Annotated in this window: 22 protein-coding genes; 10 read left to right on the forward strand and 12 right to left on the reverse strand. The window is 61.0% G+C overall.

The features are described from left to right. Nucleotides 1-56: 56 nt before the first annotated feature. From ACEPP2_RS19105 to ccoN, 8 genes are all read right to left on the reverse strand, one after another. A complete protein-coding gene (locus ACEPP2_RS19105; protein WP_395517600.1) occupies nt 57-569 on the reverse strand; it encodes a hypothetical protein in 513 nt (170 codons plus the stop codon). A gap of 54 nt (nt 570-623) precedes the next feature. Next, nucleotides 624-770, reverse strand: coding sequence for a cbb3-type cytochrome oxidase assembly protein CcoS (gene ccoS / locus ACEPP2_RS19110; protein WP_077548895.1), 147 nt, complete (start codon nt 768-770; stop codon nt 624-626). Between the two features lie 82 nt (nt 771-852). Continuing rightward, on the reverse strand, nt 853-1,692 hold the full coding sequence (locus ACEPP2_RS19115) for a DUF2189 domain-containing protein (protein WP_395517601.1): 840 nt from the start codon (nt 1,690-1,692) through the stop codon (nt 853-855). A gap of 18 nt (nt 1,693-1,710) precedes the next feature. Next, complete coding sequence (locus ACEPP2_RS19120) at nt 1,711-1,887, reverse strand: hypothetical protein (RefSeq protein WP_395517602.1); 177 nt, start codon at nt 1,885-1,887, stop codon at nt 1,711-1,713. Continuing rightward, the gene (ccoP, locus tag ACEPP2_RS19125) at nt 1,887-2,768 is read right to left on the reverse strand and encodes a cytochrome-c oxidase, cbb3-type subunit III (RefSeq protein WP_395517603.1); all 882 of its coding nucleotides are present in this window, start codon (nt 2,766-2,768) and stop codon (nt 1,887-1,889) included. The genes ACEPP2_RS19120 and ccoP overlap by 1 nt, the downstream gene beginning before the upstream one ends. Continuing rightward, entirely contained in the window at nt 2,759-2,929 is a 171-nt protein-coding gene (locus tag ACEPP2_RS19130) for a cbb3-type cytochrome c oxidase subunit 3 (RefSeq protein ID WP_142593890.1), read from the reverse strand. The genes ccoP and ACEPP2_RS19130 overlap by 10 nt, the downstream gene beginning before the upstream one ends. Before the next feature lie 18 nt (nt 2,930-2,947). Continuing rightward, nucleotides 2,948-3,700 (reverse strand): cytochrome-c oxidase, cbb3-type subunit II, encoded by a 753-nt coding sequence (gene ccoO / locus ACEPP2_RS19135; RefSeq protein ID WP_395517604.1) that lies wholly within the window; start codon nt 3,698-3,700, stop codon nt 2,948-2,950. A 5-nt stretch (nt 3,701-3,705) separates the two neighbouring features. After that, nucleotides 3,706-5,352, reverse strand: coding sequence for a cytochrome-c oxidase, cbb3-type subunit I (gene ccoN / locus ACEPP2_RS19140; protein ID WP_395517627.1), 1,647 nt, complete (start codon nt 5,350-5,352; stop codon nt 3,706-3,708). 291 nt (nt 5,353-5,643) lie between these two features. Between ccoN and ACEPP2_RS19145 the strand changes: the two genes are divergently transcribed. Beyond that, nucleotides 5,644-6,084 (forward strand): pseudoazurin, encoded by a 441-nt coding sequence (locus ACEPP2_RS19145; RefSeq protein WP_077548901.1) that lies wholly within the window; start codon nt 5,644-5,646, stop codon nt 6,082-6,084. Between the two features lie 38 nt (nt 6,085-6,122). Next, nucleotides 6,123-7,280, forward strand: a complete 1,158-nt coding sequence (nirK, locus tag ACEPP2_RS19150; RefSeq protein WP_395517605.1) for a copper-containing nitrite reductase — start codon at nt 6,123-6,125, stop codon at nt 7,278-7,280. 165 nt (nt 7,281-7,445) lie between these two features. Here nirK and ACEPP2_RS19155 read toward each other — a convergent pair whose 3' ends face one another. Further along, a complete protein-coding gene (locus ACEPP2_RS19155; RefSeq protein WP_395517606.1) occupies nt 7,446-8,369 on the reverse strand; it encodes a ferritin-like domain-containing protein in 924 nt (307 codons plus the stop codon). A gap of 129 nt (nt 8,370-8,498) precedes the next feature. On the opposite strand from ACEPP2_RS19155, the gene ACEPP2_RS19160 reads away from it, so the two are divergent. The 7 genes from ACEPP2_RS19160 to ACEPP2_RS19190 are packed head-to-tail and all read left to right on the forward strand — an operon-like array spanning nt 8,499 to nt 17,336. Further along, on the forward strand, nt 8,499-10,745 hold the full coding sequence (locus tag ACEPP2_RS19160; protein ID WP_395517607.1) for a 4Fe-4S binding protein: 2,247 nt from the start codon (nt 8,499-8,501) through the stop codon (nt 10,743-10,745). A gap of 21 nt (nt 10,746-10,766) precedes the next feature. Next, nucleotides 10,767-12,686, forward strand: coding sequence for a TAT-dependent nitrous-oxide reductase (gene nosZ / locus ACEPP2_RS19165; protein WP_395517608.1), 1,920 nt, complete (start codon nt 10,767-10,769; stop codon nt 12,684-12,686). Further along, nucleotides 12,683-14,053, forward strand: a complete 1,371-nt coding sequence (locus ACEPP2_RS19170) for a nitrous oxide reductase family maturation protein NosD (RefSeq protein ID WP_395517609.1) — start codon at nt 12,683-12,685, stop codon at nt 14,051-14,053. Before nosZ ends, ACEPP2_RS19170 begins: the two co-directional genes overlap by 4 nt. Continuing rightward, entirely contained in the window at nt 14,050-14,961 is a 912-nt protein-coding gene (locus ACEPP2_RS19175; protein ID WP_395517610.1) for an ABC transporter ATP-binding protein, read from the forward strand. Before ACEPP2_RS19170 ends, ACEPP2_RS19175 begins: the two co-directional genes overlap by 4 nt. Beyond that, a complete protein-coding gene (locus ACEPP2_RS19180; RefSeq protein ID WP_395517611.1) occupies nt 14,958-15,785 on the forward strand; it encodes an ABC transporter permease in 828 nt (275 codons plus the stop codon). Before ACEPP2_RS19175 ends, ACEPP2_RS19180 begins: the two co-directional genes overlap by 4 nt. Beyond that, on the forward strand, nt 15,782-16,348 hold the full coding sequence (locus ACEPP2_RS19185) for a nitrous oxide reductase accessory protein NosL (protein ID WP_395517612.1): 567 nt from the start codon (nt 15,782-15,784) through the stop codon (nt 16,346-16,348). Before ACEPP2_RS19180 ends, ACEPP2_RS19185 begins: the two co-directional genes overlap by 4 nt. Further along, nucleotides 16,341-17,336, forward strand: a complete 996-nt coding sequence (locus ACEPP2_RS19190) for an FAD:protein FMN transferase (protein WP_395517613.1) — start codon at nt 16,341-16,343, stop codon at nt 17,334-17,336. The genes ACEPP2_RS19185 and ACEPP2_RS19190 overlap by 8 nt, the downstream gene beginning before the upstream one ends. A gap of 157 nt (nt 17,337-17,493) precedes the next feature. Here the strand turns inward: ACEPP2_RS19190 and ACEPP2_RS19195 are convergent, their stop codons facing one another. Continuing rightward, nucleotides 17,494-17,754, reverse strand: a complete 261-nt coding sequence (locus ACEPP2_RS19195; protein ID WP_395517614.1) for a DUF6455 family protein — start codon at nt 17,752-17,754, stop codon at nt 17,494-17,496. Nucleotides 17,755-18,037: 283 nt separating this feature from the next. Between ACEPP2_RS19195 and ric the strand changes: the two genes are divergently transcribed. Further along, entirely contained in the window at nt 18,038-18,691 is a 654-nt protein-coding gene (gene ric, locus ACEPP2_RS19200; RefSeq protein WP_395517615.1) for an iron-sulfur cluster repair di-iron protein, read from the forward strand. A gap of 429 nt (nt 18,692-19,120) precedes the next feature. Here the strand turns inward: ric and ACEPP2_RS19205 are convergent, their stop codons facing one another. Then, nucleotides 19,121-20,101: an FAD:protein FMN transferase gene (locus ACEPP2_RS19205; RefSeq protein WP_395517616.1), complete on the reverse strand. Its 981-nt coding sequence runs from the start codon at nt 20,099-20,101 to the stop codon at nt 19,121-19,123. Then, complete coding sequence (locus ACEPP2_RS19210) at nt 20,082-22,289, reverse strand: PepSY domain-containing protein (RefSeq protein WP_395517617.1); 2,208 nt, start codon at nt 22,287-22,289, stop codon at nt 20,082-20,084. The genes ACEPP2_RS19205 and ACEPP2_RS19210 overlap by 20 nt, the downstream gene beginning before the upstream one ends.

Here is a 22,289-nt window from a genome sequence, read left to right on the forward strand (position 1 = left end):
CCCAGCACCGACAACGCGAGTTTTTCAACAGTATCGGAGATGACCGGCCATTACCGCTATGAATTGTCCTCCTCAGGAACGGCGAAGGCGCCGCCGGCGGAGCGCAGTATCTTCCCAATGCTATCTAAATCCCCAGCCGCTTTGACGGCGACCAGGGTACCTCCAGCGCGCAACCCCTCCGTATAGAAGTGCGCCTCTTTTTCCGGCGCGCCGCTGGTGCGTAAGATGTCATAGACGCTTGCGGCCGTTGCGCCCGCTACGACGCCCGCCGAGGCTCCGGCAAGGCTTGTGGCAAGCCATCCCAGCACTCCCACAAGGCCCAGGCCCGAGACAGGCATGAGAGCAAGGCCGGCGGCGAGACCGAGAGCGCCACCTCCGACGGCACCGATACTGGCTCCGGCTGTCGTGCTTTCGATAGGGTCGATGTCGGTTGTTAGGTGTTCGCTCTGATTGCAAATGATACTGATATCCTCCTCCGGGACGCCAGAAGAGGAAAGTTTTTCAGCAGCCAGTTGGGCGGCTTCAAGATCCTTGAACAGAGCGGCTACCGTTGGCATCGGATCCTCCACGACGATCTATCACGATAAACTAAAACGATGCTGTTCCCTTCAAGGCCTTGACCCCTACTCATCCTCGTCATCCAGGAGGACGCGGACGGCTGCGCCATCGAGATCCTCATACTGGCCATCCTTCATCGACCACAGGAAGGCGCCAAGGCCAACCGCTCCCATGAGGATCGAGATCGGGACGAGAACCAGGAAAAGGCTCATTGCAGGCTACCTTCTGTTGCGGTCGTCGATGCCGTGTGGGTATCCCTCAAACGGGAATGATCCCGTGGGGCCTACGGTTCCCTCACTTGAGCGGCGCATCATCATGGGCAGCTCCTCCGGCCATCTCCCTATAGGCGTGCCAGGTGGCATGGCCGAGCAAGGGGAAGACGATAACCAGCCCCGCCAATCCAGTCGCCAGGCACGCCAGGAACAGGCTCAGCACGATCGCGCCCCAGGCCAGCATCGGCTTTAGATTGTTCCAGACCAGCGCCATGCTGATCCCCATGGCGGTCAGGGTATCGACCCGCCTATCGAGAAGCATAGGGATCGAGAACACGCTCACGCCGAAGGCAAAGCCGGCAAACAGCGAACCGACGAAGCCACCCACCAGAAGCATGGCCCAGCCCGTCGGCGTCGTCAGCAGGACCTGAACGATCTGCGAAAACCCGAGGAACGGACTTACCCCGAAAAACAGCGCATAGATCAGAACCGCCGATCTCATCCAGAGAAGAAACAACAAAACGAGGAGCAGACCGGTGAAGAAGATGTGCGTCCCGGTTTCGGCACGAATGAGCAGCATCCGCCGGGCGCTGATCCGTTCACCCGCCTCGATGGCGCGGCTCTTGGCGTAGAGCCCCGCAGCCAGCAGAGGCGCGATGATCAGAAACCCGGCCATGGCCGGAAACAGATAGTAGTCCCGCTGGCCGACAAACAGCAGCCACACGAAAACCACCGACAGGAGGAAAACCCCAAGGCCGTAGCCCAAGCTCAGTACCGGCTGTATCCATAGATCGGACCAGCCTCTTGAAAGCCATTGCAGAGGCGCGTGCGCAGACACGTTCCTCTTGAAGAGGGGATTGCGCGTTTCCTCGATCGTCGAGGTCTCGCTGAGGAGCCCATAGGTTTTGCCAGGCATCTTCATTCGTCCCTCCCTGAAGGGCTAACAGGCAGATTTTGCTGCACGATACTGGCCCTCACCCGATCCTGCCGTTTCCGGATGGCTTACACAGCCCGGGTCACTCGCGACTGCAATGTAGACAAGATGGGCGTTGGCGGCGACGAAGACGGCAACCGCAATCCCAACCAGCGTCCACAGTGGCCATTGACGCGCAGACATCAGCGTTTCTCCAGGGCCAGGTCGTTCACATAGAGCGCAAGCGTCTTTATCTCGACTTCGGTCAGCCGCTCGTCCCACGTCGGCATATGCCCGCGGCGGCCGCCATGGATCGTGGTGATAAGCGTCTGCATGTCGCCACCATAGACCCAGTAGTTGTCGGCGAGATTGGGCGCTCCCATGTCTTGGCTGCCGCCGGCATCTTCTCCGTGGCAGGCAGCGCAAGTCGAAAGGAAAACCTCCCTGCCCGCCTGTATCTCCGTCGCATTCTGCGGCGTGGAGGTCTCTGGATTGGTGAGCGAGTGAACATACAGGGCCACCTGCCGGACCTCGGTGCGGTCAAGCATTTGGTCGCGTCCGAAGGCCGGCATTTCCGCCACTCTTGTTTCATCATGGGCTGCATTGATACCGACGCGAAGGGTCTCTGCTATGTTCTCCGCGCCCCCGCCCCAGAGCCAGTCGTCATCGGTCAGGTCCGGATAGTTGAACCGTCCCGTGCCGTCGGTGCCATGACAGGCCGCGCAGTTGTCGCCGAACAACTGGCGACCGGAGGCGCGGACAAACTCCATGAGGGATTCGTCGGCAATGATCTCCTCATAGCTGCGCATTTCGATGGCTGCCGTCCATTGCGCACGAGCGGTCTGGCTCTGAGCGAGATCCTCTTCGATCCTCTGCCGCTGGTCGGTGCCCAGCACGCCTTTCGTATAGGTCGTGCCGAGCGGCCATGTCGGCATCAGTATCCACCAAAGCAGGGCGAACAGATGCGTCACGACCAGGAAGATCAGGACACCGCGCGGCACCGGTGTGTCCAGTTCCTTGATGCCATTCCATTCGTGGCCGGTCGTCTTTCGACCGCTGACGGGATCGACTTCCTCTACGTCCATGGCCTGTCTTCCTTGTCGAGAATGCCCTTCTTGGCCTTGTCAAATCGCTTCTTGTTCGAGGGCCAGAAGGTGTAGATTAGGACGCCGACCGCAAAGGCGATGAGATAGAAGAGCCCCCAGCTCTTGGAGATGAAGACGAGTGTGTCGTGGTCGAGGTCCATGGAATGCTCCAGTTACCGTCAGTTGCTCGTGTCCGGAGGCAATTCTTCCGCAGCCGTCCCCTGATAGGCGGCGTCGGTAAGGCGTCCAAGTACCTGGAGATAGGCCACCAGAGCATCCATTTCGGTCACCTGCGTCGTCACGCCGTCGAAGGTACTGACCTGCGTCCGTTCGCCGTAGCGTTCGGTCACGCCTGAGGCGAAGTCTGTGTCTGGCGACGCCTGACCATAGGCGTCCCGAGCAGCATTTTCGACCATCTCATCGGTATACGGGACACCCAGAGACTGCTGGGCCGTCAGGTGAAGGCCGAGATCCTCGAGGTCGAGCTCGTTTTGCGCAAGCCAGGGATAGGCAGGCATGTTGGATTCCGGCACGACCTCGCGAGGATTGGTCAGATGTGCCACGTGCCAGAAATCGGAATACTTGCCTCCGATACGCGCCAGGTCAGGTCCCGTCCGCTTCGAACCCCACAGCATGGGCCGGTCATACTTGGACTCGACAGCCAGAGAATAAGGGCCGTAGCGCTCCACATCGTCTCTGAGCGTGCGGATCATCTGGCTATGGCAGGCATAGCAGCCCTCGCGGACGTAGATGTTTCTCCCTGCGAGCTCGAGTGGAGTGTAGAGGCGCATGTCGGGAACGTCCTCGACTGTCTCGTCTATGGTGAACAGCGGCGCGATCTCGACAATGCCGCCGACGCTGGCAGCAGCGATGATGGCAAAGACAAATCCGAGTGCGGACCGCTCCAGCTTCCGGTGAAAGAGCTCTCTCATCGTGATTACTCCGCTGGGGTCACTGGCGAGACAGGACCATCGACGACAGGCAGATCCTGTTCAGTGCGTGAGGCGGGTGCCCCCCGGGCTGTCATCCAGATATTGTAGGAACCGATGATCGCCCCGATCAGGAACAGAAGGCCGCCGAATGTGCGTGCGATGTAGTAGGGGTACATCGCTACCAGGGAGTCGATGAAGGAATAGGTGAGCGTATTTTGCGCTGTGTAGGTCCGCCACATCAGGCCCTGGATGATACCGGAGTTCCACATCGCGAAGATGTAGATCAGCGTCCCGGCGAGGGCGAGCCAGAAATGAGCCTCCACCAGCATCGAGGAATACATTCGCTCCCGACGCCACAGGCTAGGAACGAGGGTGTAAAGAGCCCCGAACGTGATCATGGCGACCCAACCGAGAACGCCCGCATGGACGTGACCCACGGTCCAGTCGGTGTAGTGGGACAGAGAGTTCACAGGCCGGATCGCAAGGAACGAACCTTCGAACGTGGAGAGGCCGTAGAAGATAGCCGCGATGAACATGAACCGGAGGGTGGCATCATCGCGAACCTTGTGCCAGGCACCATTCAAGGTCAGAAGTGCGTTGCCCGCGGAGGCCCAGGAGGGGACAAGCAACATGACCGAGAAGGTCATCCCAAGGTTCTGAACCCAATGTGGAAGCGCCGTATAGTGCAGGTGGTGCGACCCCACCCACATGTAGAAGAAAGTGATACCCCAGAAGCTCAGGATCGACAGCCGGTAGGAGAAGATCGGACGATCGGCGCGCTTGGGAAGATAGTAGTACAGCATGGCCAGAAAGCCTGCCGTAAGAAAGAATGCCACGGCATTGTGCCCATACCACCATTGAACCATCGCATCCTGAACACCGGGCCAGACCGTGTAGCTCTTTGCATGACTGAGTGAAATCGGGATCGCGATGTTGTTGACGATGTGTAGCATCGCGACAACCAGGATGAAGGCCATGTAGTACCAGTTGGCCACATAGATGTGCGGCTCCTTCCGGCGCGCGAGGGTCCGTATGTAGAGAACGAAGTAGGTGACCCAGACAATAACCAGCCAGAGATCGGCATACCATTCCGCCTCGGCATATTCCTTGGACTGGGTCACACCCATGAGATAGCCGGTAACCGCGACCAGGCAGAAGAGATTGTAGCCGAAGAGGACGAACCAGGGGCTGAACTGGTCAGCCAGTCGCGCTCGCGACGTCCGCTGGACGACGTGGAATGAGGTTGCAATCAGGGCATTGCCCCCAAATCCGAAGATGACGCCCGTCGTGTGGGCCGGCCTGATCCTTCCGAAGCTCGTCCACGACGTATCGAAGTTCAACGACGGCCAGGCAAGTTGCGCGGCTGCCCAGACGCCGACGAACATGCCGAAGACGGCCCAGATCATCGTGAAGACAATGCCCACCTTGATCGGATCATCGTAATACTTCGACAGACGCTCCGGATGCGGCTCCGGCTCGAAGAGCGACGACAGCAGCCGCGCCAAAAGCACGCCGCTGCACAAGAGAACGACAACGCCGTGTATGCCGAGCGGATCGAAGCGGCCGGCGGCTGCCATGGCGATACCGATGATCACCAGCGCTATCAGGATAACAACCGAAAGCTGTCTTTCTCCGGCAGTTAGTTGTCCGATCATCCTCGGCCCTCCCCTTCCTGCTGCTCGGGAGCATGCGGCAGCCCCCTCGTCCTCACCTAGATCACTGCAAGTTGGCGGCAACCCCATAGGGACCATCATGCAGCAAAGGGAACCGGAGGACAAACCTCCGATACCCGCTCATCTTTTCTTTCTCGTGCTGCGGGGTGGCGCCTTTTGTCGCATCGCGGGCCGTGGGCACACTTTCAGCGTACGCAGACGCATCACTGGAACCTTTGCTTCGGTTCAAGGTTGGCCTGTCGATCCCCGCCAAAGACGAAGGAGAGACACATGAAGTTCCTCACGCTCGCTGCGCTCGGCATTCTGAGCCTATCCACTCACAGTCTGGCCGCAGACCATCAGGTCAAGATGGTGAACAAGGATGCCGAAGGGCGTGCGATGCAGTTTGAGCCCGCATTCCTCGCAGTCGCGCCAGGCGACACCGTCACTTTCGTCAATGCAGACAAAGGACACAATTCGGAATCGATCAAAGGCATGATCCCCGAGGGAGCGGAACCCTGGAAGGGCAAGATCAATGAGGAGATCAAAGTCACTTTCGATGTCGAGGGAGTCTATGGGTATAAATGCCTGCCGCACCTCGGAATGGGTATGGTCGGTGTGATCCAGGTGGGTGATAGCACCGACAATATCGACGAAATCAAAGCTGCGAAGCTACCGGGCAAAGCCAGAACGCGAATGGATGAGCTGCTCGGGGAAGTCAGCGGCAGCTAACGACGTGTGCAAATCGGAAAGCGATGGAGAACTCTGCAATGAACCGTACACGTCACACGATCAATAGCACCGACAATCACGCCGAAGATATCAAAGGCGGCACTGTCTCGCGCCGCGCATTGCTCGCCGGCTCCGCCGGACTGGCGCTCAGTTCCGTGGGAATAGCCCACGAGGCCGCGGCAGAACATCCTCATGGCGCGGCAGGCAACACCACTCGTGCTGCGTCCCACAGCAACGCGGTCGGCAGCCTCAGCCAACGCGCTTACTCCGTGCCGACACCTGTCGCCAATGATATCTCACATGATCCCTCATCCGTGCCGCCGCCCGTCGGGAAGCGTGAGCCCGAGACCATTCGCGTCGACCTGGAGACCCGGGAAGTTGAAGCGAGGCTGGATCAGCGGGCGACCTTCCGCTTCTGGACCTTCAATGGAACAGTCCCGGGGCCGATGGTGCGTGTCCGGGTCGGGGATACCGTCGAGGTGCACCTTAAGAACTCGGAAGATAGCTGGATGATGCACAATGTTGACTTCCATGCGGTTACGGGCCCCGGCGGTGGCGCCGAGGCTACAAACTGCGCACCCGGTGAAGAGAAGGCCTTTAAGTTCAAGGCACGTCATCCGGGGCTCTATGTCTACCACTGCGCGGTTCCGCCTGTAGCGATGCATATTGCGAATGGGATGTACGGGATGATCCTTGTGGAGCCAGAGGAGGGATTGCCCCCTGTCGACCGCGAGTTCTACGTGATGCAAGGAGAGATCTACACCGCCGAGCCTTTCGGATCGGAAGGCCTCCTGACAGAGGACTACGACAAGCTTCTGAATGAGCGGCCAGAATATTTTGTGCTCAATGGCCACGTCGGAGCCCTGACGGACCATTACCCAATGAAGGCAGCGGTGGGTGAGACCATCCGCATCTTCTTTGGCGTCGGTGGCCCCAATCATGTGTCGTCTTTCCACGTAATCGGGGAGATCTTCGACAGGGTCTACATCAATGGCAGCGTCACACAGCCGCCCCAGGAAGAGGTGCAGACTGTTGTCGTACCGGCAGGAGGCGCCACGATCGTGGAATTCCAGCCGGAAGTGCCGGGGCGCTATGTTCTGGTCGACCACTCCCTGTCCAGGGTCGAGCGCGGCCTAGCAGGCTGGATCGACGTTGAGGGAGAGGAGAACCCGGAGGTATTCGAGGAGCTTTCATAAGCTCGGTTCTCGAGTACACAATCTGGGACCGGGCGGCATAGTCGCGGGTTTCCTCGTCATTTCTGGGAACCGGACCGCACCCTGAGCTTTCCCCTCGGCGCCGCTGTCGTCCTGTCATTCATCCGGCTGATGGCGACGGCGCTGAACTATGGAGGTTCAGCCAAATTACTGGCCGATCTTCCGAACAGCGTACAAGGTCCTCAACACGGCTCCAGCAGATTCCTGCAAGGACTGCTGTCTGTCGCCATCGGCTGCCTGCTCGGCAAGCAGAAGGTAGCTGTCCAGAAGGAATTCACATAGCGGCACGAGCCTGTCGCTTATGCCGGAAGGTGCGGCCGGGACAGCGCCAGATTGTACCTCCCCTGTGGCGACAGCCGTGCTTCTCTCTTGCGCGCTGTCCGCGAGAGCCTGCAACTCGGCCGCATCTTCAGCAGGCGCTTGCCGTGCTTTCTCCCTCAGCTTTACGGAGAGCTCAAGCTCCAGCGCACCGATGTCGGCGCCTTGGGATCTGATCGCGGATGAGCGCAGGCTGTGAAACGCCTTGCGGCGTTCACGCCTCAGCGTTGCGACATGCCCGAGCTCTTCCCTGGCCATGCGCTCCGCCGCAGCCTTTATCTCTTCCGAGGGCGCATGTGCTGCAACATACGTCCAAAATACGAAGGCGCGCTCTTCATTGCGAACCGCCATGGAGAATGCCTTGTACGCGTCCAGCAGCTCCGGCGCCACGAGCGCCGCTCCCTCATCATCGAACAAGGGCTCATCCAGCGTTCGAGCAGGAGTGGACCGAGAACCAACTGCCTCTTGCCAGCGAGCGACGCTGTCGAGGTGGCTGGTCTCCTCGGCGATCAGTTTTTCGAAAACCGATGCCAGATCCGGCCGATTTTCTCTTTGCATGCGAAGACAAAGAGATCGGTAACCTTCAATCGCCTCCTGCTCCATTGCGCGCGCCAGGGCCAGCACCTCATCCAGTGATGCGACCTTCCAGGGCTCCTGCTCGCGACGGCTCATCTTTCCTCCAGTGCCTTGAACAATCGTTTCGAAGCCTAGATCATGAAAGAGCATATTGGCCCGCTTATTGATGTGGATCAACGTTGCCCTCCCCAAGGCGCATAAACACGGGGATGGTTACGATGAAAAGACGATGAGGTTGGTGTGGCGGCACGAGCGAATTTGCTGAATGGCTTTTGCAGACTATCAGCCGCAGTAGCAGTCCTTCTCTTGGCATTGCTTCTTGGTCTTCATGCCGTTCCTCCGGCCCATGCCGCAGGCCAACTTGGCACGTTCCTGGACAAGGTCGAGCCGGGTGAGCTGTTCGAAGGAGCGGATCGCTTCGGGGAGTTGAGCGGAGACCCGCCCATCGTGCCGGTCATGCGCGGCGACGATATCCTGGGCTATGCCTATCTAAACTCCGACTTCACGAGTTCTATCGGCTATTCTGGCAAGCCCATCCACATCGTCGTCGGCATCGACACGCAAGGCGTGATCCGCGGCTTCAAGCTGGTCGACCACAAGGAGCCCATCGTCCTTATCGGCATACCAGAGGCGAAGGTGATCGCCTCGATGAACGCGCTCATCGACAAGGATATGGGGCGCGTCGCGTCCGGCGCCGAACGGCCACCTCAGGTGGACATCGTGAGCGGCGCCACGGTAACGGTCCTTGTCATGGGAGACAGCGTCTCCCGCGCAGCAGTCCAGCTTATCCGCAGCAACCGTCTCGGGGTCGAGATCACACCTGGCGCCGCGGCAGCCGCCGAAATTCGCAAGCTCAACCTGTCCAAGTCCGACATCGCCGACTGGCAGACGCTTCTCGGCGACGGCTCCGTCCGCAGCCTGCGCATGACGGTCGGCGAGGTGACGCAGGCGTTCCGCGACGCGGGGCAGACGATCGCGGCAGACAAGCCGGAAACGCGCAATCCCGACGACAGCTTCATCGATCTCTATCTGGCGCCGGTGAGCGTGCCATCCATCGGCCGTTCGCTGCTCGGCGATGTGGCCTATGAGCGGCTGGCCGGCAGGCTGCAGCCGGGCCAAGCGGCGATCCTCGTTGCGGGGGACGGCGCCTATTCGTTCAAGGGCTCCGGCTATGTCCGCGGCGGCATTTTTGACCGGATCGAACTGCTCCAGAACGGTCAGGGCCTCCGCTTCAGGGATCGCGATCATACACGTATTCCAGCGCTTGCCGCTGACGGTGCGCCGCGCCTTCGGGAGATCGCCCTTTTCGTGGTCCCCTCCGAATTCGGCTTTGACGTCACCCAACCCTTCGAACTTCAGATGCTGGTGCAGCGCAACGCCGAAGGCAGAAACAAGTCCGTGCTGAACTACAATCTCGGCTACGCCCTGCCGGACAAGTACGTGACAATCGAGACGCCGCCGGCGCCGGTTCCACCGACAGAACCCGCAGCGCAACCGACGGAAAGTGCCGCCGGTGCTCCACCCGCGGGCGACCTCCTGACGGACCAGCAGATTGCCGATGGCCAGCCGCTCTGGATGCGGATGTGGGACATGAACCGCGTGAAGATCGCCATCACGATCGTGGCACTACTCGTCCTGACCAGCATCTTCTTCTTCCAGGACTGGCTGGTGAAACGGCCGACGCTCTTCGCATGGATTCGCCGCAGCTACCTCCTGTTCACGCTGGTCTGGCTCGGCTGGTATGCCAATGCGCAGCTATCTGTGGTCAACGTCCTCACCTTCGTTAATTCGCTGATCACCGGCTTCAACTGGGAGTTCTTCCTGTCCGCCCCGCTGATCTTCATTCTCTGGGCAGCGGTGGCCGCCGGCCTGCTGTTCTGGGGGCGCGGACCGTTCTGCGGCTGGCTTTGCCCGTTCGGCGCGCTTCAGGAACTGACGAACAACATCGCGCAATGGCTGAAGGTCCCGCAAATACGCCTGCCCTGGGGCCTGCACGAGCGGCTATGGCCGATCAAGTACATCATCTTCCTCGGCCTGTTTGGCCTGTCGCTCTATTCGATCGCGCTGGCAGAGGTGTTCGCGGAGGTCGAGCCGTTCAAGACGGCAATCATTCTCAAGTTTGCGCGGGAATGGCCGTTCGTGATCTTCGCCCTCACCATGCTGGCGGCCGGCCTGTTCATCGAGCGCTTCTACTGCCGTTACGTCTGCCCCCTAGGCGCGGCTCTCGCCATCCCGGGGCGCATCCGCATGTTCGAGTGGCTGAAGCGGTGGCCGGAGTGCGGCTCCCCCTGCCAGCGCTGCGCCAAGGAATGCCCGGTTCAATCCATCCATCCGGAGGGGCAGATCAACGTCAATGAATGCATCTACTGCATGCATTGCCAGGAGCTTTACCACGACGACCAACGCTGCCCGCACATGATCCAGGTGCGGCTCAAGCGGGAGAAGTTCATGGCGCTTTCGACGCCGGCATCTCGGGGCGAGAAGCCTGCCAAGACCGTCGTGACTCACAAGGGCACTCCGATTGAGCGGACGCCTGAAGTTCAACCCGAGTAACGACCTAAGGAGAGGGAAGTTATGTCTACAGAAGAAACCAAGATGCGCCTCAGCCGGCGCCAGATGCTGGGATCGGCGGCATTTGCTGCCGCTGCAGGATCAGCCACCGTCGGAGGCGCCCTCAGCCTCACCGCGGGATCCGCCACACCGGCCGCCGCACAGGCCTCCGGGGACCACAGCTACGAGGTGAAGCCCGGCGAGCTGGATGAATACTACACGTTCTTCTCGAGCGGGCAGACCGGCGAGGTCCGCGTCGTCGGCATGCCCTCCATGCGCGAGCTGATGCGCATCCCTGTCTTCAATCGCTGCAGTGCGACCGGCTGGGGACAGACGAACGAGAGCCGAAAGATTCTGCTCGAGGGGATGCTGCCCGAAGACCGGGAATTCATGGCTGACCAGGGTGGAATCTTCCTGAACGGCGACCTTCACCACCCACACCTGTCGTTCACCGATGGCACCTATGACGGCCGCTACCTCTATGCCAACGACAAGGCCAATACCCGAGTGTGCCGCATTCGGTTGGACGTCATGAAGTGCGACAAGATCATCCAGCTTCCGAACCAGCACACCGTCCACGGCCTGCGCGTGCAGAAATACCCGAAGACGGGCTACGTCTTCGCAAACGGCGAGGACCGCGTGCCGATCCCGAACGATGGCAAGATCCTGGGCGACCACACGCAGTACCATGCGATCTTCACCGCCGTTGACGGCGAGGAGATGAAGGTAGCGTGGCAGGTGATGATCGACGGCAACCTCGACAATGTCGACGCCGACTATCAGGGCAAGTATGCCTTCGCCACCTGCTACAACTCGGAGGAGGGCGTTACCCTCGCCGACATGATGGGCAACGAGCAGGACTGGATTGTCGTATTCAACCTGAAGCGCATCGAAGAAGCAGTCGCTAAGGGTGACTTCAAGGAAATGGGCGGCGTGCCGGTGGTAGACGGTCGCAAGGGGTCGCCCTATACGCGCTACATCCCTGTCCCGAACAGCCCGCATGGCATCAACACGGCTCCGGACGGTATTCACGTCGTTGCAAACGGCAAGCTGTCGCCGACCGTCACCGTCTTCGACGTCCGCAAGTTCGACGATCTGTTCGACGACAAGATCCAGCCGCGCGATTGCGTCGTTGCCGAGCCGGAACTGGGCCTCGGGCCGCTACACACCGCTTATGATGGCAAGGGCAACGCTTACACCACGCTGTTCATCGACAGCCAGGTGTGCAAGTGGAACATCGAGGACGCCAAGAAGGCCTATGCCGGCGAAAAGGTCGATCCAATCCGCCAGAAGCTCGACGTTCACTACCAGCCGGGCCATAACCACACCTCCATGGGGCAGACCAAGGAAGCTGATGGCAAGTGGTTGATATCGCTCAACAAATTCTCTAAGGATCGTTTCCTCAACGTCGGTCCGCTGAAGCCTGAGAACGACCAGTTGATCGACATCTCCGGTGATGAGATGGTGATCGTCCATGACGGCCCATCCTTCGCAGAGCCGCATGACGCCACCATCGTCCATGCGTCGAAGATCAACCCGGTGCATGTCTGGGACCGTAACGACCCGTTCTTCGCGGATGCGGTAAAGCAGGCCGAAGCCGACGGCATCGACCTTATGATGGACAGTGAGGTGATCCGCGACGGTAACAAGGTTCGCGTCTACATGACGTCGGCGGCGCCTGCCTTCGGACTGGAAGAGTTCACCGTCAAGCAGGGTGATGAGGTTACCGTTTACGTGACCAACATCGATGAGGTGGAAGACCTGACCCATGGCTTCGCCATCATCAACTACGGCGTCAACATGGAGATCGGTCCTCAGGCGACGGCATCCGTGACCTTCAAGGCCACCAAGCCCGGTGTCTGGTGGTACTATTGCTCCTGGTTCTGCCATGCCATGCACATGGAGATGAAGGGCCGCATGCTCGTCGAGCCGCAAGCGGCATGACGATCCGTCGATCATTGATAGAATTCGGGATGGCGGCCTTCATGGCCGCCCTTCCAGTCGTGGTCGTCGCGGCAGAACGCGTCGTCTCCTCGACAGATAGACATTTGCAAGAGATCGTCGCCGAGGCGGCCCCCGGTGATGTCATCATACTTCAGGCCGGTGACTACTCAGGTCCGGTCGTCATCGACAAGCCGCTCGTGCTGGCCGGCAAGGCTGGCGCAACCGTGACCGGCAACGGCACCGGAAGCGTCATCGCCATCACGGCTCCCGGTGTGACCGTCCGCGGCCTTCGGGTCACAGGTTCCGGTATGGACTTAACCCTGCGCGATTCCGGGATCTATGCGGACAAGACAGCAACGGGCGCTATCATCGAAGAAAACACCGTCGCCGGCAACATGTTCGGCATCTATCTATACGGTGCGGTCGACTCAATCGCCCGCAACAACAAGGTGATAGGTCTGAAATCCGGGAGGATGAGCCAGGTCGGCAGCGGCATTACGGTCTGGAACGCGCCAGGCGCCAAGGTCATCGGCAATGATATCAGCTTCGGCCGTGACGGCATTGCGACGACTGCAAGCAAGAAGAATGTCTTCAGCGGCAATCGATTCTCGGATCTGCGCTTCGCGATCCACTACATGTACACGAATGACAGCATCGTCAGCGACAACGTCTCGACCGGCAATTCCGTGGGTTATGCGATCATGTTCTCTAACCGATTAGAGATCACCGGGAACATCTCGGATGGCGATCGCGACCATGGGCTCCTGCTCAATTCGGCAAACAGTTCCGATATTAGCCAAAACGTCGTGATCGGTCGGATGCAACCGATCGACCGCTGGCTGTCGGCCGGTGTCCAGTCCGGAGAGCACGGCGTACCGCAATCCGACGAAGAGGTCGACGCCACCAAGGGCGAGCGCCTCGGTCCGGAAAAATGCGTCTTCATGTACAACGCGAACCGCAACCACTTCACGGACAACCGCTTCGAAGGCTGCTCGATTGGAATCCACTTCACCGCCGGCTCCGAGGGCAACACCGTGAGCGGCAATGCCTTCATCGCCAACCGCAACCAGGTTAAGTACGTTGGCACGCGGTATATCGACTGGTCGAGTGAGGGACGCGGCAACTACTGGAGCGACAACCCGGCCTTCGACCTGAACGGCGACGGCCTCGGCGACAATCCTTACCGTCCGAACGATCTGATCGACCGCGTCCTGTGGACCTCGCCTCAGGCGAAGGTCCTTACCACCAGTCCCGCGGTTCAGGTCATCCGGTGGGCGCAGTCGCAGTTTCCTGCCCTCTTGCCGGGCGGAGTGGTGGACAGCCACCCTCTCATGGCTCCGCCCGCGGGCAAGAAAGTAGTGCAATGACAATGACAGTTAAAATCGAGGACGTGTCCAAGCGTTACGGCAAGGTTGACGCCGTCAAGAAGGTCGCCTTCGACCTCAATGTCGGCGAGACCATTGCCCTCGTCGGCCACAACGGGGCAGGAAAGACCACGCTGATCAAGCTGATGCTCGGCCTCATCCGTCCCACCGACGGGCAGGTTCGGGTGCTCGGCGAGGATCCGGCCCGAGGCGACTTCGAGGTCCGGCAGAGGCTAGGGTATTTGCCCGAGAGCGTCTCCTTCCATCTCGCCCTGACGGGCCGAGAAACGCTTTCCTTCTACGCTCGACTGAAGCGGGTCGACGTCTCGAAGGCCGATGTGCTGTTCGAGCGTGTCGGCCTCACACCCGAAGCGGCAGACCGGCCCGTCCGTACCTATTCGAAAGGCATGCGGCAACGACTTGGGCTGGCGCAAGCACTCTTGGGAGAGCCACGCGTCCTGCTCCTCGATGAACCGACCAGCGGCCTCGACCCGGCGCTTCGCCGTAGCTTCTATGATCTCGTTGCCGATCTTCGGGATCGAGGCGCGACGGTACTGCTGTCCTCGCACGCGCTGACCGAACTCGAGGGGCGGGCCGACCGTGTGATCATCGTCAACCGCGGCATCAAGATCGCCGATGGTACGCTCGACGAACTGCGTCGCATCGCGCGGCTCCCCACCCGGATCAGCATCCGGTTGGCAAACGGCACGCCGGTACCCCCATGGGCGAACGGCAGCAGCCGCTGGAAGAGGAACGGGCAGACGCTGGAGGCGGACGTCGTCCCCGAGGACAAGATCGCCCTGCTGCACGACATTACCGCTCATCCCGATGAACTTGCGCATCTCGCCGTAGCGGAACCGACGCTCGACGAGCTCTACGCACACTTCCTGAATGGGCAGGGGAAGGCATGACAAACATCCTCATCATCGCCCGCAAGGAGATTCAGGAGGGCCTGCGCAACAGATGGGTGCTTGCAACGACCCTTTTGCTCGCGGCTCTCGCCCTGACCCTGTCTTTCCTCGGCAGTGCGCCGACCGGCAACGTCGGCGTCAACCGGCTGGACGTCATCATAGTCAGCCTTTCGAGCCTGACCATCTTTCTTGTTCCCCTGATCGCGCTTCTGCTCTCACACGATGCGGTCGTGGGGGAAGCGGAGCGAGGCACGATGCTGCTGTTGCTCAGCTATCCGATCGGGCGCAGTGAGGTGATCCTCGGGAAGTTCCTGGGGCATCTCGCAATCCTCGCCTTCGCGACATTCTGCGGCTACGGCGCTGCGGCTCTGGCGATGATCGGGACCGGTGCAGAGGTTGAACCGCAGAGCTGGATCGCTTTCGGCTTCATGGTGGGCTATTCGGTGCTGCTGGGGGCGATCTTCCTCGCCATCGGCTACCTTACCAGCACCCTGGCCAGCGAACGCAGCACGGCGGGCGGTATCGCCATCGGCATCTGGCTCTTCTTCGTGCTCATCTACGACATGGCGCTGCTCGGCGGTCTGGTTGCAGCACAAGGCCACGCCGTCCCGCCGCTGCTTCTGGATCTCCTGCTGGTCGCAAATCCGACCGACGCCTACCGACTGCTCAACCTGGGAACCGGCAGCGCCGGAGCCCTGTCCGGGCTTGCCGGTGTTGCAGAGAGCAGTCGCCTTTCACCTCCCGTGTTGACGATTGCCTTGCTGGCTTGGACAATCGTGCCACTGGCCGTCGCCAACCTGATCTTTTCCAGGAGAGAAGCATGAGGCTCCCGATCATAGCTGCTGTCCTCGCGAGTTCGCTGGTACTGCTCTCCTGCAGCAAGGAGGAGGCAGAAGCTCCGCCTCCACCCTTTGCCCTGACCGAGGATGCCATGGGGCGGTATTGCGGGATGAATGTCCTCGAGCATCCGGGCCCGAAAGGACAGATAATCCTGGAGCACACTCACGAGGCGATCTGGTTCTCGTCCGCACGGGACACGCTCGCCTTTACGATGCTGCCGGAAGAGCCCCGTGACATCGCCGCGATCTATGTCTCGGACATGGGCAAGGCGCCGAGTTGGGAAGAACCCGGCGCCACGAACTGGGTCGATGCACGTCAGGCCTTCTACGTGATCGACAGCACAGAGGTCGGCGGCATGGGCACAGCCGAAGCCGTTCCTTTCGCCAAAGAAACAGACGCACAGGCCTTCACCAAGCAACATGGCGGACGCATCGTCGCCTTTGATGGTGTTCCGCAGGACTATATCCTGGGATCCGATCCCGCATCAGAGGCTGGTCCGGCACCGATCGGCCTAGAGGCAAGTGAAGGGGGCCATGATCATGGCTAAGCTGATCTCCCGCCGGCGAATGATCCTCGTCAGCGCCGCCGCCTGCGGACTGCCGCTTGTTGACCGAACCATGGCGCGTGCCGAAGCCGAACCAGTCATCTGGAAGGGGCAGGCGCTGGGCGCGGTTGCAACACTTGTGCTCAACCATCCGGATCGCGCCAAGGCGGAGCAATTGATCGGCCATGTCGTCAAGGAGGTCGCGCGCCTTGAAGCGATCTTCAGCCTTTATCGACCGGAGTCCGAACTCAGTCAGCTCAACCGGCTTGGCGCGCTGGCCATGCCTTCGGAAGAACTCGTTGCATTGCTGGAGGCCAGCCGGCTGGTCTGGCAGGACACGGATGGCTTGTTCGACCCGACGATCCAGCCCTTGTGGTCACTTCACGCCCGGCATTTCGCGCAACCGGACGCCGATGCGACGGGGCCGTCGGCGGCGCAGATCAAGCGAGCACGCAGTCTTGTCGGCTTTGAGAAAGTCAATTTCAACCGCGATCGGGTCGCTTTCGCCAAGCCGGACATGGGCCTGACGCTGAACGGCATCGCGCAGGGTTATATCGCCGACCGGATCGTCTCCCTCCTCCGCGAGGCCGGGATCACCAGCAGTCTCGTCGATATGGGAGAAATCAGTGCCATCGGACGTCGCGATGATGGCACTGCTTGGCAGGTCGGGCTTGCGGACACTCCAGGTGGGTTCACGGCAGGCGATATGGTGATACCGCTCGTTGACAAGGCACTCGCAACCTCAAGTCCCGATGGTTTCCGTTTCGATGCTGCAGCTAAGTTTGGCCACATACTCCACCCCCGCGCAACCTCCCTCACGCCGCCTTGCCGGCGCGTGACGACGATTTGCGGTAGCGCGACCACCGCTGATGCCTACTCAACCGCGATGACGCTGATGGAGCCTGACGAAATTCGCGCTGTCATCGCCAAACGGGCGGGACTATCCGTGGACCTCATTACAGCCGCCGGCGAGCACGTGCGGCTCGGATGAACAGGGAGCCCTTCCCGCGACAACGCACAAAGTGGCAAGACCGCGGATGGAGGAGACGCACCTGTGGCAACCACCTGCTTCTGCCGGGCAAGCTCGGCAAATGCACAGCAACGGCTCGTGACGAAAGTAGGCTGCAGGTCGCCGTTGTAGCTAGCGTTCACCTGTGTGTTTCGAAGAAATCTCGATTGGTGCAGAAGCTCGGAGCGACGCCTCCTCCGGCTTGTGCGCTCGATGAGAGCCATGCTTCGCAAGCGTTCCCGTGACGGCAGAACAAGCAGGCTCGTACAGCACGCGCCAGGCTCAGCCCGAGCCGTTCCTGTGCCGCGCTTTCCTGGTCGACATCAAGATGCGTCATCATCAGACCCATCAAGCTCGACTGCCGTTCCAGACGCTTTTCGATCCGTACAGCGATACCCATGATCCTCTCCCTCGGCTCCAAAACGATCATCCCACGCTAGACTGCATGTCCACAGTCGGCGTTGATCCAGGACAAAGACATGGACATCGACGTCCTTCATTTCCTTGGCCGGATTCTAGGGCCTACCTTTGCGTCTCCCTCGTCAGCGCTGACGGCCACAATCACCGTCCTGGCAGTATTTGCTTCGGCACAAAGACCGGTTCCCTCCCGTGCGTTTAGATGCGGACAAGCTGCGGATGCGAGACTTCCATCCGGCGCTTGTCAATAGCATCGGGGTCCAGACATGATCGATATCAACAACGACCGGACAGTAGCTGCTTTCGCCGCCAGCCTCCCAGGCGCTGCAGAGGTCTTCCGCCGCCATGGAATCAGCTTTTGCTGCGGCGGCCATTTTTCTTTGCAAGAGGCTGTCAACGATGTGGGCGTGCGCGTAGAGGCGCTGCGAGAGGAGTTGCAAGCGCTCATCGATGACGCCGACCGTGATGCTCCTGATGACACCTCACTGCTAATCTCGCATATTCTGGGTCGTTATCACGAAACGCATCGAGCGGAACTGGAATGGTTAATCCCGCTTGCGCAGAAGGTCGAGCGGGTTCATGCCAAACATCCGGAAGCACCGCTCGGGCTTGCCGCGGCACTTGGGAGGCTGCAGCAGGACCTGGAAGAACACATGCGCAAGGAAGAGCAGGTATTGTTTCCTATCATGCAGGCTGGCGCTGGGGAGACGCTCCGTGTCCCGATCGCGCGGTTCCGCGAAGAACATGAGGCGGAGGGGTTCCACATCCGAGAGATCGAGCACATAACCCACGGACTTTCGCTGCCGCAAGGAGCCTGCAACTCGTGGCAGGCGCTCTATGCGGGAATAGAAAAATTTGCGGCTGATGTTGTGGCGCACATATATCTAGAAAAAACGAAGCTGTTTCCGAGATTCGCGTGACTATGGACATTCTGCTGTGTGCGTCAGCCCGCCCGACTAAGCCTCATTTGCTCCGGCACTTCCAGCATTCGTTTGACAAGAGCGCTTCAAGGAAGGCGTGGACCGGTTCGTGCTCCTTTCTCTCCGCGGCCACCACAAAATCTTAGTGCTCCTCGGGCAACGGTATGAAGCCGAGGCCCGTCCTTCCCCGCTGATCGAGCGGTACGGGGTCCGACTCTATATCAACCGCCATGACCTGCAACACATCAAAAGGGTTGGCACCTCCTATGTGACCTCGGGTGCCGCTGCCAATACGCGGGAGGTCCGGCCGATCGACGGCACACTCTTCGCCGCCAGACTATGTTGGCCACAGGGACCTGAACATCAGGCGGAAGATCCATTAAAGCCGTGCCTTGCCCTTCAGCCGAGGCACGGCTCCCACGCCTCCAGTTACAGACCCGCCGCTGCGGCCATCGGTTCGAGGCCTTTCGTGAACAGGTCTCCGATGCCAAGGCTCCGATAATCGCCTTCCGGCTGGCGCATGAGGAAGAGTGCCTGCAGCCTGTTCCGCATCGCGAGCACGGGTCCGACCTCAGGACCCGCCACCATCAGCGCGGTGGCCCAGGCATCCGCCTCCGCGCAAGTCCGGGCGACGACGGTGACAGAAGCGGGTGAAGAGAGAAGCGGGGCTCCAGTTTGCGGGGTCATCGTGTGCGACAGCCGTCGCCCCTGCACCTCGACCCAGTGCCGGTAATCGCCCGACGTCGCGACCGCGGCGTCCTGAAGCGCCAGGATCGAGTGCGGCGCACGCCGCTTCGGGTCCGGCTGCTCCACGGCTATGGTCCAGCCATCCCCATCCGGCTGCGTGCCGATCGCCCTCATTTCACCGTCGATCCCGACGAGCCCGCACGTTATGTCCAACGCCTGCAGCGTTTCCGCGAGGCGGTCCACCCCATAACCCTTGACAATCCCATTCAGATCCAGCGTGACGGGCGCAAGCTTGCGGATACCGTCGTCACCGAATTCCAGGATCTCGTCGGTGGCTCGACGCCTTGCTCTCATCGCTGCCTTAATCGCATGCGTGTCGGCTGCGGCGGGGCCAAACCCCCAGGCCCCAACCGCGTCGCCCAGGCCGATGTCGAACAAGCCGCCTGATTCACGGCCGATCTTCAACCCGAGCTCAATAACCTCTCGGAGGTCGGCGGCAACCGATACCCATTCGCCAAGCGGAGCCCGGTTCAGACCCATGAGGTCACTATCCGGCTTCCAGGTGGACATGCTGCGATCCACAGCCTCCACCGCCGCCTGGAGCGCAGACCGCAGGGGGGCCGGATCAAGCTCCGGCGGTGCGAAGAACAGCGCCGACCACCGAGTGCCCATGGTGGGTCCGTTCAACGCTTGCCGTACGAGATCAGTAGACATCTTCAACATATCGCCCCTCAGCCTTGAGTGACGCGAGGCTCAGCCCGACGGGAGCGAGGATTTCGGTCAACGCATCAGCAACCCCTGCCGCCATGTCGTGCCCGCCGCAAACCATGACCCGTGCTCCGTCACGAATGAGTCGGGTAACGGCAGCGGCTTCCGCCCGCAGTGCGTCCTGCACATAACGTGGCCGGGCTCCTCGCGAGATGGCCGTGACGAGCCGAGCAAGGCGACCTTGCGCCTGCCATCCCGGCATTTCCTCGCCGTAGAAGAAATCGCTGTCGGGCTGACGCATCCCGAAAAAGAGGTGGATGGGACGCCGCTGGCGGTTTGCTCGTATGAAGCCCGCCAAGGGACCAATACCGGTCCCCGCACCGATCAGGATGAGCGGGGCGCGGCCACCACCCGCCCGGAAGCGGGAATTGCGGCGCAGGAATGCCCGCACGCTGCTGCCAGGCTCCAGCGCGGTGAGTTGACTGGAGCAGAGGCCACCAGCGTGCCTTCTTACGACGATCTCCAGGAACCCGTCCCCGCGCGAGGAGGCAAGGGAATACAGCCGGGGCATGTCCGATGCCTCCGGCAGCACGCCGAGAAGATCGCCCGCCTGAAAGTGGCTGAAGCCTTTGCCTGTCAGTCGCTCCCAGAGTGTGACGCTCGGCGTGGAGAAGCGCAGGATGGCGGCGGGAGCCTGTACATCCGCTCCGTAATCACGACGCGACACCAGGGTCAACGTTTCGGTTGCCGGCACGACGGGTTGATGCGCCAGTTCCAGCTCAATGCCCAGAACGGCACCGAGCGCCCTGCCCCAGCGCGCAAAGTCCTGCGGCGACTGCCGGTCCACGGTGTCGAAAGGCAATAGCTCGCTCCAACCCTTGACGTGGGCAGCCTTCGCGACCGCTTCGGCAAAGGCGCAGAATGCGGGAAAGCTGCGATCGCCGAAACCCAGCACGGCCAACGGAGCGGCGGGGATGTCAGCGGTCTCGTCCAGCCAGCCGATGAACCCCTCCGCCGACGCCGGTGCATCGCCTTCGCCATAGGTTGCGGCCAGAATGAAGAACCGCTTTGCCTCGCGAAAACGTTTCGGATCAAAGCCCTTCATTGGCGCGATATGGACGGATTGACCGTGGGCGCGCAACTCCTTCGCAAGCGTTGCGGCAAAGCTCCATGTGCTGCCACCTTCGGATCCGACCAGGACGACATTGGAGGCCTGTGAAGCCGGGCTATTGTGGGCAAGCCTCGGCCGCCCCCGCCGGCCTCTCATCCAGACGAGAACGCCCGTGGCACCCATCGCCGGTACGCCCAGCGCCATCGCACCCAATATCAATCCCAGAGCCGTCGCACCCTGGCCCGTGTGGAGCATGTAGATGATCTCCGACAGCCGTTGCCAGGCGGTGACATTGCTCCATACCAAGAGCTGGCCGGTCCCCTGGTCGACATAGCCGGTCCCCTGGCCTGCCTTCAGCGTGAAGACGTCGGAGGCGTCACCGGCATAGGGAAAGCTGAGTTCACGCAACTGCATGACCGATGTCGACCGCAGGATGTCCATGTCGGCAGGCGGGAAGCCAGTCTGCTCGCTCATTCTCTCGGGCATCGGAGGGTGCAGGGGGGCATCCGGCAGAAGGTCAAATGTAGAAGCCGTCATCCAGAGTGCAGTGACGGAGGAGAGGACCAGACCAAGCACCACGAAGCGCGCGATTTCGACGTGCAGGCGCCCGTCAGTCGGCCCTCGTACTGGAGTGAGCCAGCGTCTCCAGCCTCCGGTACGCCTCGCGACAAGCATGACGCCAGATAGTGCCAATACCAACATCGCCGCCGCCCCGCCTGCCGTGACGAGGCGTCCGGTATCATCCAGGAACAGCGAGCGATGCAGGTTTGTAAGCCACCGCTCGAACGGGTCCGGATCCGCAGGCGCGATGTCATTTCCGGTTGACGGATCGATCACGGCCGCTCCGGGCGTACCGCCATCGAACCAGTAGGCGGTGATCCTTCCGGAAGGCGCGCGGCGGATCTGCTCGACCCCCGGATGTCGTTCCGCTACGAGCGTCGCCAGCTCCGCTACGGTTTGTCCTGCGTCCGCCTGCGGCGCCGATAGGCGCTCGATCGCAGGAAAGACGGACAGGGCCGCCCCGCTGATCGCGAGCAAGGTCAGGAGGGCAAGAGCGAGAAGCCCCGGCCAGCGATGAAGCATTCGGATCAT

The sequence above is a fragment of the Pseudorhizobium flavum genome, from assembly GCF_044142885.1.
Taxonomy (GTDB): Bacteria; Pseudomonadota; Alphaproteobacteria; order Rhizobiales; family Rhizobiaceae; genus Neorhizobium; species Neorhizobium flavum.